We start from the raw sequence: 13,581 nt of genomic DNA, 5'->3' as shown, positions 1-13,581 counted from the left end.
CGCAGAACAGACAGCCGGACAAGTGACCGGACAGCACAGGGATGGACCTGTAAGTGCTCAGCATTGGACCTTACCAATTACCTAACCCTGTCATTCTCGCCCCCATGGCCGGAGTGACCGACCAGCCCTTTCGGCAGCTGTGCCGCAAGCTCGGTGCGGGCATGGTGGTGTCCGAGATGGTCACCAGCGACAGTCGCCTGTGGGGCACTCGCAAATCACAGTTACGCCTCAACCATACCGGTGAGCCAGAACCACGCTCGGTACAAATCGCCGGTGGCGATGCACAGATGATGGCTGACGCAGCCCGGATGAATCAGGATTTTGGCGCACAAATCATTGATATCAACATGGGCTGCCCGGCAAAGAAGGTCTGCAACAAGGCCGCCGGCTCAGCTTTGCTGCGCGATGAAGCTCTGGTCGCCGAGATCCTCGAAGCCGTGGTAGCCGCCGTCCAGGTACCTGTCACCTTGAAGATTCGGACCGGCTGGGATCAGACCAATCGCAACGGCGTCAATATCGCCAGAATCGCCGAGGCTAGCGGCATTCAAGCCCTGGCAGTGCACGGCCGAACTCGCTCAGAGTTGTACACCGGTCACGCCGAATACGACACCATAGCAGCCATCAAACAGGCCATTTCTATTCCGGTCATTGCCAATGGCGATATCACAACCCCGCAGAAAGCGCGGGATGTGCTGCAGCAAACCGGGGCTGACGCCGTCATGATTGGCCGTGCCGCGCAAGGTCGCCCCTGGATCTTTCGAGAGATTGATCACTTCCTGCGCACCGGTACCCACTTGCCGGCTCCAGACCTCGCGCTTCAGCAATCGATTCTCAGTGAACACTTGGCAGCACTGCACCAGTTCTATGGTGCCGAGCATGGCGCCCGTATCGCGCGCAAACACGTCGGCTGGTATCTGCAAACACTGCCCGGCGCGAGCGAATTTCGCCGCAGCTTTAACGCACTGACCTGTGCAGATCAGCAACACCACGCAATAAATCAGTATTTCAGCCGCCTGCTGGAAGGAGATCTAGCAGCATGAACCTCGAAACCTCTACCTTTTTTGACGGAAATCCCACCGTGAGCAACAGCAGTCCATCCCCCCTTCCTGCCACCGGCAGCGACGAAGCGCGACACCCACGCCCTCTGCGCGACAGCGTAGACGAGGCGTTACGCAGTTACTTTCAGCACCTTGAAGGCCAGGACGTCACCGATGTCTATAACATGGTGCTGTCCGAGGTAGAGGCGCCGCTGTTGGAAAGCGTCATGAACTACGTCAAAGGTAACCAGACCCGCGCCTCCGAAGTGCTGGGGCTGAATCGTGGCACCTTGCGCAAGAAACTCAAGCAGTACGGACTTCTCTAACGCGATGTCCGACTGTGCCGGCTCGACACTGCAGAGCCGGCAGACTCAACCAAATACCCACCACCTTGAAACTGGATCCAAGATGACCGACCAAACCACTCGTCTGCCCGTACGTCGAGCCTTGATCAGCGTGTCCGATAAAACAGGCGTTGTAGAATTCGCCCGCGAACTTAGCGCTCTGGGTGCTGAAATCCTGTCAACCGGTGGCACCTTCAAGCTACTGCGCGAACAGGGCATTGCTGCGGTGGAAGTAGCCGACTACACCGGCTTCCCGGAAATGATGGACGGTCGAGTAAAGACCCTACACCCCAAAATTCACGGCGGCATTCTGGGTCGTCGTGACCTGGACGGTGACGTCATGCAGCAGCATGGCATTCAGCCGATCGATATGGTTGTGGTCAACTTATACCCCTTCGCCGCAACGGTAGCCAAGCCAGACTGTAGCCTGCCCGATGCCATCGAGAACATCGATATCGGCGGCCCAACCATGGTGCGCAGCGCAGCCAAGAATCATAAAGACGTAGCTATCGTGGTCAACGCCGATGATTACAGCAGCATCCTCGACAGCCTCAAGCAAGGCGGTCTGACGTATGCACAGCGCTTCGACCTGGCGCTTAAAGCCTTTGAACATACCGCTGCCTATGACGGCATGATTGCCAACTATCTTGGCACTATCGAGCAGACCCGGGACACCCTGAGCACCGAAGAGCGCAGTACTTTCCCGCGTACCTTCAACAGCCAGTTCATCAAGGCGCAGGACATGCGCTACGGTGAAAACCCGCATCAGGCGGCGGCTTTTTACAAAGAAGCCACGCCCGCCGAGGCCAGTATTGCCACCGCCACCCAGTTACAAGGCAAAGAACTGTCCTACAACAATGTGGCCGATACCGATGCGGCACTGGAGTGCGTCAAGAGTTTCACCAAGCCTGCCTGCGTGATCGTCAAGCACGCCAACCCATGCGGTGTTGCCGTGGTGCCTGACGCCGAAGGCGGTATCAGACAAGCCTATGAGCTGGCCTACGCCACCGATAGCGAATCCGCATTTGGCGGCATTATTGCCTTCAACCGCGAGCTTGATGGCGATACCGCCAAAGCCATTGTTGATCGTCAGTTCGTCGAAGTCATTATCGCGCCGCGCATCAGTGTCGCTGCCCGCGAAGTGGTTGCTGCCAAAGCTAACGTACGCCTGCTGGAATGTGGCGACTGGGCCAGCGAACGTTTGGCTGACTGGGACTTTAAACGCGTTAATGGCGGTCTTTTGGTACAGAGCCGCGACATTGGCATGATCACCGCAGAAGATCTCAAGGTAGTCACTCAACGCGCGCCCACCGAACAGGAAATCAACGACTTGGTCTTTGCCTGGAAAGTGGCCAAATACGTCAAGTCCAACGCCATCGTTTATGCCAGCAAACGGCAAACAGTGGGCATTGGCGCAGGACAGATGAGCCGCGTGAATTCAGCCCGCATCGCCGCCATCAAGGCTGAGCACGCAGGGCTGCAGGTGCCAGGCGCGGTAATGGCTTCAGACGCGTTCTTCCCGTTCCGTGACGGCATCGATAACGCAGCAAAAAATGGCATCAGTGCGGTCATCCAGCCAGGCGGCTCCATGCGTGATGCAGAAGTTATTGCAGCAGCGGATGAAGCGGGTATGGCAATGGTTTTCACCGGCATGCGCCATTTCCGTCACTAAACTCTGAGCCGCAAGCCGTAAGCCGTAGCCGCAAGCGAAACGCCCCAACAGCGCCGCTTGCAGCTTGAAGCTTGAAGCTTGCCGCTCTCTCCCAAGGAGAGAAAAATGAACGTACTGATTATTGGCAGTGGCGGACGCGAACACGCGCTGGCTTGGAAAGTCGCACAGGACAGCCGCGTCGAAAAAGTCTTTGTTGCACCCGGTAACGCCGGCACCGCCATCGAGGCAAAGTGCGAGAACGTCGATATCGACGTATTGGCGATCGACAAGTTGGTGGCATTTGCCCGCGACAATGTCAGCCTTACTATCGTTGGCCCCGAGGCCCCGCTGGTCGCAGGGGTGGTCGACCGCTTCCGTGAACATCAGCTGCCCTGCTTCGGCCCTACCGCGGGTGCCGCACAGCTGGAGGGATCCAAGGCCTTCACCAAAGACTTTCTGGCTCGCCATCAGATCCCGACGGCTAACTACCAGAACTTCACTGAAATCGAACCAGCACTGGCGTACCTGCAGCAAACCGGCGCACCTATCGTTATCAAAGCCGACGGCCTGGCAGCGGGCAAGGGTGTGATAGTCGCCATGACGCTGCAGGAAGCAGAGGATGCCGTACGCGACATGCTGGCTGGCAATGCTTTCGGCGAAGCCGGATCTCGTGTCGTGATCGAAGAGTTTCTTGATGGTGAGGAAGCCAGCTTCATCGTCATGGTCGATGGCGAACATGTACTCCCCATGGCTACCAGCCAGGATCACAAACGCGTCGGTGATGCCGATACTGGCCCTAACACCGGTGGTATGGGCGCTTACTCACCGGCACCGGTCGTAACCAACGCTGTAAACCAGCGGGTCATGGATGAAGTGATCTGGCCTACCGTTAAAGGCATGGCTGCCGAAGGTAACCGATATACAGGCTTTCTCTATGCGGGCCTGATGATAGATACCGCCGGCAACCCAAAGGTAATCGAATTCAACTGCCGCTTCGGCGATCCGGAAACCCAGCCCATCATGCTGCGCCTGCAATCCAGTCTGGTTGAGTTGGTTGAAGCTGCCGAAGCAGGAACACTGGATCAGATTGAAGCACGCTGGGACCCGCGTCCGAGTCTGGGAGTCGTATTGGCCGCCGGGGGGTATCCCGGTAACTACGCCAAAGGTCTGCCAATCACCGGTCTCGATCAGGCAAAGGCCAGCGATGGCAAAGTGTTCCACGCTGGCACAGCGCTGGAAGGCAACCAGGTAGTCACCAGTGGCGGTCGCGTGCTCTGCGCAACCGCGCTCGGTGATGACGTGCTGGCCGCACAGCAGGCAGCCTATCGCCTGGCAGAGCAAATACAATGGGAAGGTAGCTTTTACCGCTCAGACATCGGCTATCGCGCCATCGGGCGGAAGTAATAAGCCAATCAGTCCATGCGGGACACCTTGCTGTCCCGCATGGACCGTTTCAGCGACAAAGACCTTGGTCTATACTGCATCGGTGATTTATTGAGACAGCAAGCACGTTAGCATCATCGCCCAAGGACAGGACATAATCGATTGTGAAGCACATTAGCTCGCTACTGCTCGCTCTTTTCACGGGCCTAGCTTTCACACTCTCGAGCTGGGTTGCCTCCGCTGACGCCATAACGCCTGACTATAAAACCTTCGTCGACCCCACCGGCCAACTCGAGCTGGACGACATACTGTCAAATCGTTACGCCAACCGCTTTATACCCGCTCTCGATGCACCGCTAACGCTGCCAGGCAAAGGCGCAGTGCTTTGGGTCGAACTCACGTTAAGCCAGTCTCAAGACAAGCTCCTCACCGTTAGCAATCCAGCCATCGCGGATGTAGCTGTGTATCGTTTGACCATACAGGGCGCTACTCCTCTGTACCAAACCGGACAACTTGGTTCTCCGGCTGCGCGACCACTGCCTTATAAAGGCCTGGCTTTGCCGCTCGTGCAATTGCCGCCCGAAAGCGTAAAGCTGCTCGTGCGCTTAAGTAACGATTATCCTGTCACCACTCGTATTGGCGTCATCGACGCCCGCAGCGCGGCTTCCGAGCACGCGTTCCAGCAGAGTATTCAGGGGATCCTGATCGGCCTGCTATTGGCGCTGTTCCTGCACGGCGCGCTACAGGGCTCACTCGGGCGCGACCCTTATCACCTGGTGTTGGCTGGCATCAGCCTGATTCTTGCGCTCAGCGGCCTGGACAGCCTCAGCTGGGCCGCAAAAAGTCCCTTTACAGTGCACGGTTACCTCGCTCAAGTGTTGTCACTATGCGCCTATCCCTTGCTCGCGCTACTACTACTAAGTCGCCTACCTACTGAGCACTGCAACAGCGAGCGTAGGGTCGTTGTAGGCTTTAGCGTGGTTGCAACTGTGCTGCTGGCCATCGCTGCAAGTTTCCCGGCCCAATTCCATCTGGCGTCTGATCTACTGCGTTTTGGCTTACCCTTGTTTGGGCTGGCACTGGCCATTCATCTGCGAATGCAGGGGACTCACTTCAACCTGCCCTTCTGCATCGGCCATTTACTGTTGCTGAGCAACGCCCTGGTAGAACATTATCTGGACGACCTTCCATCCTACGCCTACCTGGCTGACATCTTGCTCTGGAGCGGGCTTGTCGCTTATACCTGGAGCCTGTACAAGCGCCTGCAGGGGAAACTGAGCCAGCGTATCCGCCAGCGCCAGGATACCGCCACGGCACAGGCGGAACAGCGTGCCAAAGCCGAGTTTCTTGCCCGTATCAGCCATGAAATACGCACGCCCATGAACGGCGTGCTGGGCATGAGCGAGCTACTGCTGGATACAGCGCTCTCGGCCAAACAGCGCGACTACGTGCAAACCATCCATGGCTCGGGTAATGATCTGCTGAACCTGATCAATGAAATTCTGGATGTCTCACGCCTTGAATCAGGCCAACTGCTGCTAGAAGAGGTCCAATTTGACCTGCATGCACTGGTCAACGACTGTCTGGACATCTACCGCAATAGAGCAGAGAACCAAGGCATAGAACTGATTGGATTCGTTCATCCCGACGTTGCCCGCACTATGCAAGGCGACCCCACACGGCTAAGACAGATCCTGATGAATTTGCTGGCCAATGCCCTGCAATACACCGAGGAGGGTGAAGTCGTCCTGGTAGTGGGCCTGGAACGCAAAGAGCGTGATCAAAGGTTGCGCTTTGCGATTCAAGATACCGGCGTTGGCATGCCGGACGATGCCCGTGAAAACCTGCTGAGCAAGGATCTCAGTACCGCCAGACTGCTGGAGCACTCAGATAATGATGGCTACCTACAGCTGGTGATCGCTCGGCAACTTATCGCCATGATGCAAGGCACCCTGGGGATGAAATACGGCAGCGAGCAAGGCACTGGCACTACCGTCTGGTTCAGCCTGCCCGCAGCCAAGCTTGATAACAGTCTTACCGCAGACCCTAACGGACTCTGCCTGCAGGACCGCAATGTATTGATCGTCGACGATAATGCAACCTGCCGCAAGGTACTGCAGCAGCAAGCTGCCGCTTGGGGCATGCGTAGCCAATGCGCAGCAGGCGGACGGGAGGCTCTGGCTATGCTGCGAACTCAAGCCAACCTGGGCGCTCCGTTCGAAATACTGCTACTGGATCAATCCATGCCCGGGATGAGCGGCGTCGAGCTAGCCACTCGCATAAAGGATGATCCTGTGCTGCACAACGACCTGCTGGTTATCATGCTGACCGGCATCAACCAGGTACCCAGTCGCGTCATTGCGCGTAACGCGGGCATTCGTCGCATCCTCAGCAAGCCCGTAGCAGGTTACACACTGCGCACTACGCTAATTGATGAGTGGAGTCAGCTACGCAATACCTCGGCAGTAGACACAGAACATCACAACGCAGCAGAGCCGACTGCGGCAAAAACGATCGTGGCAGGTGATTTCCGCGTACTGGTAGCGGAGGATAACGCCATTTCCACTAAAGTCATTCAGGGTATGCTGGCAAAGCTGAACGTAGGAGTCAGCAGCGTTGACAACGGCAAACGTGCGCTCGAAGCCACGCAACAAGAGCAGTTTGATCTAATTCTGATGGATTGTGAGATGCCCGAAATGGACGGCTTCACGGCTGCACAGCAGATCCGCGCCTGGGAAGCCAGGCAAGGGAGCCACCCGGTACCCATCATTGCTCTCACCGCCCACATATTGCCGGAACATCGTGAGCGAGCGCGTAAGGCCGGTATGAACGGGCACATGGCTAAACCCGTTGAGTTAAACCAGTTGCGCGAACAGATACAGCACTGGCGCGATCAAAAAGCCAATCAGGCAGCAGGCAGTTAATCTGTCCTGACTGATGCAAACGCCGGCTTAGGATAACCTCCAGCAGCGGCAGCGTAATCACTCAGCCAGCAGTAAAGAATATATGTGTATGTGCGCATGGGAGACCCCTCGTCTTAGACACGGTTCGCGCGGCGCGAACCGGGTATCTGTAAAGACTAGTTGAGGCCACGCAGACAGGCCATTAGATAAGCTGTATAAGCCTGATAGCGATTAGCTTCAGCGCGTCGTGCGGCTGCCCTTGCGAGCACCTTTACGCGCAGCCCCCGTTTCACGCGGCGGCAGCCCGGTGTGCTGGGTAAGCACCCTGCCCGCTTTCTTGCTACCTGTAGGGGTAGAGTTCTTGCGCCGGGCGCTCTGATAGCCTTCTACAGCAGGCTGGAAGGTCGGAATCAACTGCTGCTTACCGTTACCCACCAAATCACTGCGCCCCATTTCCTTTAGCGCCTCGCGCAACAACGGCCAGTTCTTGGGGTCGTGATAACGCAAAAAGGCCTTATGCAGGCGGCGCTGACGCTCGCCCTTGACGATATTCACGCCATCACTCTTGTAGGTCACTTTGCGTAGCGGATTCTTGCCGGAATGGTACATGGCCGTCGCGGTAGCCATCGGCGAAGGATAGAACGCCTGGACCTGATCTGCGCGGAAGCCGTTGCGCTTGAGCCAAAGCGCCAGATTCATCATATCTTCATCGGTGGTGCCCGGATGAGCTGCGATGAAATAAGGAATCAGGTACTGCTCCTTGCCTGCTTCCTTGGAATACTTCTCGAACATCTGCTTGAAGCGGTCATAAGAGCCGATGCCCGGCTTCATCATTTTGGTCAGTGGACCATCCTCGGTGTGCTCGGGAGCAATTTTGAGGTAACCGCCGACGTGGTGGGTGACCAGTTCCTTCACATACTCGGGAGACTCCACGGCCAGGTCATAGCGCAACCCGGAGGCGATAAGAATCTTTTTAACGCCAGGTAGCTCGCGCGCCTTGCGATACAGACCAATCAAGGATGAGTGATCAGTATTCAGGTTCTCGCAAATACCGGGAAACACGCAAGACGGCTTACGACATGCCGCTTCGATCTCCGGGCTCTTACAGGCAATGCGATACATGTTGGCCGTAGGGCCACCCAGGTCGGAAATGACACCGGTGAAACCGGGCACCTTGTCGCGAATCTCTTCTATCTCGCGGATGATAGAGTCGTGCGAGCGATTCTGAATAATTCGCCCTTCATGCTCGGTAATCGAACAGAAGGTACAACCACCGAAACAGCCACGCATGATATTGACCGAAAAACGGATCATGTCGTAAGCCGGAATTTTGGCATCACCATAAGCCGGATGCGGAATGCGCGCATAAGGCAGGCCAAAGATATAGTCCATTTCTTCAGTCGACAGCGGAATCGGCGGCGGCGTGAACCATACGTCGCGATCACCATGACGCTGAACCAGCGCGCGGGCGTTGCCAGGATTGGTCTCCAGGTGCAGCACACGGTTGGCGTGGGCATATAGCACCGGATCACTCTTGACCTTTTCAAACGACGGCAAGCGGATCACCGTATGATCACGCTCCAGACGTGGGTGCGGCAACAGCTGTACAACCTGCACACCCTCGTCGCCTTCATCCTCACTGGGGCCCTTGGCCTGCTCAACCGCACACGCACTGGTGTCTTGGGTGTTCACGTAAGGGTTGATGATCTTGTCGACTTTGCCGGGACGATCAATACGCGTCGAATCCAGCTCAAACCAGTTCTCCGGCGTGTCACGACGTACGAAGGCCGTGCCACGGATATCGGTAATATCCTGAATCAGCTCACCGCGGCTAAGGCGATGCGCAACCTCAACCACAGCACGCTCAGCGTTACCGTAAAGAAGAATATCGGCTTTGGAGTCAATCAGCAGCGAATGTCTAACTTTGTCCTGCCAGTAATCGTAATGTGCAATCCGGCGCAACGATGCCTCGATACCACCGAGCACCAGTGGCACATCCTTGAATGCCTCACGGCAGCGCTGACTGTAAACCAGACTGGCACGATCAGGTCGGCTACCACCCTTGCCACCTGGCGTGTAAGCGTCATCAGAGCGCACCTTACGATCCGCCGTGTAGCGATTGATCATTGAATCCATGTTGCCAGCAGCCACACCAAAGAACAGGTTCGGCTTGCCCAGCTTCATGAAATCATCTTTGCTCTGCCAATCTGGCTGGCTGATGATACCAACGCGAAAGCCTTGCGCTTCCAGCAATCGGCCAATGATAGCCATACCAAAAGACGGATGGTCGACATAGGCATCACCGGTCACAATGATGATGTCGCAGCTATCCCAACCCAGTTGATCCATTTCCTCCCGGCACATCGGCAGAAAAGGCGCCGGACCAAAACACTCGGCCCAGTATCGCGGGTGATCGAACAGTTGCTGCTTGGCCACCGGAATGGTGATCGACATGATTACTCCAGATCCCCGTAGCCGGAATATGAGCCGGGCGCCAGGTTTTCAAAACGGGTGTATTTGCCCAGAAACGCCATGCGTGCGGTACCGATAGGACCGTTACGCTGCTTACCGATAATCAACTCGGCAATACCTTTGTCCTGCGTATCAGGGTGATAAACCTCATCCCGATAAACAAACATGATGACGTCGGCGTCCTGCTCGATTGCACCAGACTCACGCAGGTCAGAGTTGATAGGACGCTTATTTGGGCGCTGCTCAAGCGAGCGGTTAAGCTGCGAAAGCGCGACCACAGGGACGTTGAATTCCTTGGCCAGAGCCTTCAGCGAGCGCGAGATTTCCGAAATCTCGTTAGTACGGTTCTCAGAAGACGCGCCACCGATGCGCATCAACTGAAGATAATCGATCATGATCAACCCGAGATCGCCGTGTTCACGCACAACACGACGAGCCCGAGCGCGCATTTCCATCGGCGAAAGGCCCGCGGTATCGTCGATGAAGAGCTTGCGATCATTCAACATATTGACCGCAGACGTGAGCCGAGGCCAATCCTCATCATCCAAACGACCGGACCGCACTTTGGTCTGATCAATACGACCCAGAGACGACAACATACGCATGATCAGCGAGTCACCTGGCATCTCTAGCGAGAATACCAGCACCGCTTTTTCACTACGCATGACCGCGTTCTCGACCAGATTCATCGCGAAGGTGGTTTTGCCCATAGAGGGACGACCGGCGACGATAATCAGATCGGAGGGCTGCAAGCCTGAGGTCATGTTGTCGAGATCAGTGAACCCGGTCGATAGCCCGGTAATAGAGCCTTCACTGTTAAACAGCGTATCAATACGATCGATCGCCTTGGCCAGCAGCGCGTTAACGCCCTCTGGGCCACCCGTTTTTGGACGGCTTTCAGCGATCGAAAAAATCTTGCGCTCGGCTTCATCCAGCACTTCGCTGGACTGCATTCCCTTGGGGTTGAATGCCGTGTCGGCAATATCACTACTCACGCTGATCAACTGTCGTAGCGTGGAACGCTCACGAATGATCTGCGCATAAGCACTGATATTGGCAACTGAGGGCGTGTTCTTCGCCAGCTGCCCGAGATACGCCAAACCACCGACTTGGTCGTTTAGCCCTTCCTTGTCCAGATCCTCTGCTAGGGTAACCACATCGAACGGCTGATTACGGTCTGCCAGACGTTTCAAGGCCTTGAAGATCAACCGGTGATCATGGCGATAAAAGTCACTTTCGGTAAGCAGCTCAGCCACGCGCTCCCAGGCTGTGTTCTCCAGCATCACGCCACCCAATACGGCCTGTTCAGCCTCAATGGAGTGCGGCGGAATCTTCAACGCGGAGGTCTGTAGATCCAGCTCGGGACGTGCGGAGTATTGCGATTCGGTCATGGACTTGGGCTCAGGACGGCATAGACAAAAACAACAACACGGCGCCTGTCGGAGACAAGCGCCGTGTTGACAAGTCTAACTGCAAAGCGCGGTTAAAGCATCCGAGACCGTAAAGCCTCGAACACGCGCTGCAGCCGCTGTTAGCCAGCGACGACGATCAGCTTGACGGTGGTTTCAACATCGCTGTGCAGTTGCACAACAACATCAAACTCACCGACATTACGAAGCGGACCTTCAGGCAGACGAACTTCGCTCTTCTCGATTTCAACGCCAGCCGCAGTCACTGCGTCAGCAATATCACGAGTACCGATAGAACCGAACAGCTTACCTTCTTCGCCAGCATTGGCAGTGATGGTAACTGACAGATCAGCCAGCTTGGCGGCGCGCGCGTCGGCTCCAGCTTTCTTCTCGGCAGCGATTTTTTCCAGCTCAGCGCGGCGCGCTTCAAAGGCTTCTACGTTGGCTGCAGTAGCCGGAGTAGCCTTGCCAAAAGGCAGCAGGAAATTGCGAGCGTAACCAGCCTTAACAGCGACCTTGTCGCCCAGGTTACCCAGATTCGCGATCTTTTCGAGCAGGATAACTTCCATTGCGATGACCTCTTAAATTCAACCTTGACCGTTTGATTCGTCGTCGCCACCTAAACCGTTTTCCGGTTTCAGGCGAGAGCGGAAATCAAACAGACTATCAATAAACGCCAAAAGCATAATCAGGGGCACTGCTGCTTGCGAGGCAAACAGCAGTGCGACATACATCGCTATCAACCAGGCCAGGCTCAATTGCTTGATACCGACAATGCCGTGTATCAAGGCCAGTCCAGCCAGTAGCAAAGGCACGGTCGAAACCGGCGCCACTACCGCCATGTCGCCAAACTGCGGTGCGACAAAGACCAGCAACAACAGACTGACCGCCATCCAGGGCTTCAACCGCAACTGATGAAATTCCTCGCGAAATCCACCCGGATTAAACAGTCTTGCCTGCCATGCACGAGCCAGAATCAAACTAGCCAACGTCAACAAAGCATGAACAGCGCCAGTCAAACCTGCAAGTATGGGCAACATCAGACTCTGCAGACGGGCCATATCGGCCTCGCTCAAATCCTTACCCAGCTCGCCAAGTACCTTAGGCATCATACCTTGCAGCTCGTTAGCCAGAACCACCATGGGCTCATGCAACATCGCCAACAATATCAGCGCGTATATCAACCCCAAGGGTGCGGCGGCCAATACGACCAGCGACCAATCATTGCGCTCGCGCAACAGACTGGCCAGCAGCGCTGTACCTAACACCAACAACAAGGGTGTAGGATCGCCCAACATCGCCCAAGCCAAAGCCGGTAAACCACCCCAGATTACAACCGGGGCACCTTCCGACAGGCCGCGGCGCAGGATGACCAGCGCCAGCACCACTGCACCAAACCAGAACAACAGGGGAATTGCGACCGACAGACCAACCACTAGGGTTGCCTGCCGACGGCCGCGCATTATGTATTCCGCCAAGCCCTGCATTTGGATCGCGCTTCCTGATTACTTACTTTTGACTACCAATCAACGACCGTGGCCGTCGGTGTAAGGCAGCAGTGCCAGGTAGCGGGCGCGCTTGATAGCAACAGCCAGCTGACGCTGATACTTGGCCTTGGTACCGGTAATACGGCTAGGAACGATCTTGCCGGTCTCGGTGACATAGGCTTTCAGAGTGTTGAGATCTTTGTAATCAATCTCTTTAACGCCTTCAGCGGTAAAACGGCAGAACTTTCTGCGACGGAAAAAACGTGCCATGGCAGCGTCTCCTTAATTCTGGAATGTGAACTGGGAAAACTTACTCGTCGTCACCGTTATCATCGGTGTCGTCGCTGTTATCAGCGTCATCGTTGGAGCTGTTGTCGTCGTTGTCATCGCTGCGCTCACGACGCTCACGACGCTCACCACGACCACTCTCTTCAGACTTGAGCATGTCGGACTGTTCAGTAACCGCTTCATCGCGACGCATTACCATGTTACGGATAACGGCATCGTTATAACGGAAGTTTTCAGTCAGTTCTTCCAACGCTTTAGCGCTGCACTCAACATTCATGAGGATGTAGTGTGCTTTGTGGATCTTGTCGATAGGGTAAGCCAGTTGACGGCGGCCCCAATCTTCCAGACGGTGCATTTTGCCGCCGTCTTCTTCGATCAGCTTGGTGTAACGCTCAACCATCGCGTTAACCTGCTCACTCTGGTCTGGATGAACCAGAAAAACGATTTCGTAATGACGCATAAAAGCTCCTTACGGGTTATAGCCAGCCATCCAAATATGGTCTGGCAAGGAGTGGAACATAGGTTTGGGGCGGCCATTCTAGTGAAGGCGCCTGTCAGAGGCAAGCTAAAAGGGAATTAATTGCAAAACCCGGACCAGAGCATGCAA

Annotated in this window: 10 protein-coding genes and 1 pseudogene; 5 read left to right on the top strand and 6 right to left on the bottom strand. The window is 55.8% G+C overall.

Annotated elements, in window-relative coordinates; all coding sequences use genetic code 11:
* The first annotated feature begins 104 nt into the window (after window positions 1-104).
* The 5 genes from dusB (at window position 105) to EF096_RS00585 (ending at window position 7,339) form a co-directional block, all read left to right on the top strand.
* The gene (gene dusB / locus EF096_RS00605) at window positions 105-1,040 is read left to right on the top strand and encodes a tRNA dihydrouridine synthase DusB (RefSeq protein ID WP_235869606.1); all 936 of its coding nucleotides are present in this window, start codon (window positions 105-107) and stop codon (window positions 1,038-1,040) included.
* The gene (gene fis / locus EF096_RS00600; protein ID WP_123887665.1) at window positions 1,037-1,363 is read left to right on the top strand and encodes a DNA-binding transcriptional regulator Fis; all 327 of its coding nucleotides are present in this window, start codon (window positions 1,037-1,039) and stop codon (window positions 1,361-1,363) included. Before dusB ends, fis begins: the two co-directional genes overlap by 4 nt.
* A gap of 82 nt (window positions 1,364-1,445) precedes the next feature.
* Complete coding sequence (gene purH, locus EF096_RS00595; protein ID WP_123887664.1) at window positions 1,446-3,053, top strand: bifunctional phosphoribosylaminoimidazolecarboxamide formyltransferase/IMP cyclohydrolase; 1,608 nt, start codon at window positions 1,446-1,448, stop codon at window positions 3,051-3,053.
* A 105-nt stretch (window positions 3,054-3,158) separates the two neighbouring features.
* Window positions 3,159-4,436 carry a phosphoribosylamine--glycine ligase gene (purD, locus tag EF096_RS00590; RefSeq protein ID WP_123887663.1) on the top strand — a complete coding sequence of 426 codons (1,278 nt, stop codon included), beginning with the start codon at window positions 3,159-3,161 and terminating at the stop codon, window positions 4,434-4,436.
* Window positions 4,437-4,579: 143 nt separating this feature from the next.
* Window positions 4,580-7,339 (top strand): response regulator, encoded by a 2,760-nt coding sequence (locus EF096_RS00585; protein ID WP_123887662.1) that lies wholly within the window; start codon window positions 4,580-4,582, stop codon window positions 7,337-7,339.
* A gap of 252 nt (window positions 7,340-7,591) precedes the next feature.
* Here the strand turns inward: EF096_RS00585 and EF096_RS00580 are convergent.
* The 6 genes and pseudogenes from EF096_RS00580 to rpsF all read right to left on the bottom strand — a co-directional run.
* Window positions 7,592-9,772 (bottom strand): annotated as a pseudogene (locus EF096_RS00580) (YgiQ family radical SAM protein); the annotation flags it as partial.
* A gap of 2 nt (window positions 9,773-9,774) precedes the next feature.
* Window positions 9,775-11,181, bottom strand: coding sequence for a replicative DNA helicase (dnaB, locus tag EF096_RS00575; RefSeq protein WP_123887660.1), 1,407 nt, complete (start codon window positions 11,179-11,181; stop codon window positions 9,775-9,777).
* A gap of 140 nt (window positions 11,182-11,321) precedes the next feature.
* Window positions 11,322-11,768, bottom strand: coding sequence for a 50S ribosomal protein L9 (gene rplI / locus EF096_RS00570; RefSeq protein ID WP_123887659.1), 447 nt, complete (start codon window positions 11,766-11,768; stop codon window positions 11,322-11,324).
* 18 nt (window positions 11,769-11,786) lie between these two features.
* Window positions 11,787-12,662 (bottom strand): YybS family protein, encoded by an 876-nt coding sequence (locus EF096_RS00565; RefSeq protein WP_123887658.1) that lies wholly within the window; start codon window positions 12,660-12,662, stop codon window positions 11,787-11,789.
* A gap of 63 nt (window positions 12,663-12,725) precedes the next feature.
* Window positions 12,726-12,956: a 30S ribosomal protein S18 gene (gene rpsR, locus EF096_RS00560; protein WP_083723771.1), complete on the bottom strand. Its 231-nt coding sequence runs from the start codon at window positions 12,954-12,956 to the stop codon at window positions 12,726-12,728.
* Window positions 12,957-12,996: 40 nt separating this feature from the next.
* Window positions 12,997-13,434: a 30S ribosomal protein S6 gene (gene rpsF, locus EF096_RS00555; RefSeq protein WP_123887657.1), complete on the bottom strand. Its 438-nt coding sequence runs from the start codon at window positions 13,432-13,434 to the stop codon at window positions 12,997-12,999.
* Between the last annotated feature and the right edge of the window lie 147 nt (window positions 13,435-13,581).

This window comes from Pseudomonas neustonica, from assembly GCF_003797945.1.
Taxonomy (GTDB): Bacteria; Pseudomonadota; Gammaproteobacteria; order Pseudomonadales; family Pseudomonadaceae; genus Halopseudomonas; species Halopseudomonas neustonica.
The sequence above is the reverse complement of the archived record's forward strand: the minus strand, read 5'-3'. Positions and strand labels throughout refer to the sequence as shown.

What these genes read in the sequence shown, in the direction of transcription:
- dusB (WP_235869606.1), top strand. Translation starts at nt 105, where the DNA reads ATGGCCGGAGTGACCGACCAGCCCTTTCGGCAGCTGTGCCGCAAGCTC.
- fis (WP_123887665.1), top strand. Translation starts at nt 1,037, where the DNA reads ATGAACCTCGAAACCTCTACCTTTTTTGACGGAAATCCCACCGTGAGC.
- purH (WP_123887664.1), top strand. Translation starts at nt 1,446, where the DNA reads ATGACCGACCAAACCACTCGTCTGCCCGTACGTCGAGCCTTGATCAGC.
- purD (WP_123887663.1), top strand. Translation starts at nt 3,159, where the DNA reads ATGAACGTACTGATTATTGGCAGTGGCGGACGCGAACACGCGCTGGCT.
- dnaB (WP_123887660.1), bottom strand. Translation starts at nt 11,181, where the DNA reads ATGACCGAATCGCAATACTCCGCACGTCCCGAGCTGGATCTACAGACC.
- rplI (WP_123887659.1), bottom strand. Translation starts at nt 11,768, where the DNA reads ATGGAAGTTATCCTGCTCGAAAAGATCGCGAATCTGGGTAACCTGGGC.
- EF096_RS00565 (WP_123887658.1), bottom strand. Translation starts at nt 12,662, where the DNA reads ATGCGCGGCCGTCGGCAGGCAACCCTAGTGGTTGGTCTGTCGGTCGCA.
- rpsR (WP_083723771.1), bottom strand. Translation starts at nt 12,956, where the DNA reads ATGGCACGTTTTTTCCGTCGCAGAAAGTTCTGCCGTTTTACCGCTGAA.
- rpsF (WP_123887657.1), bottom strand. Translation starts at nt 13,434, where the DNA reads ATGCGTCATTACGAAATCGTTTTTCTGGTTCATCCAGACCAGAGTGAG.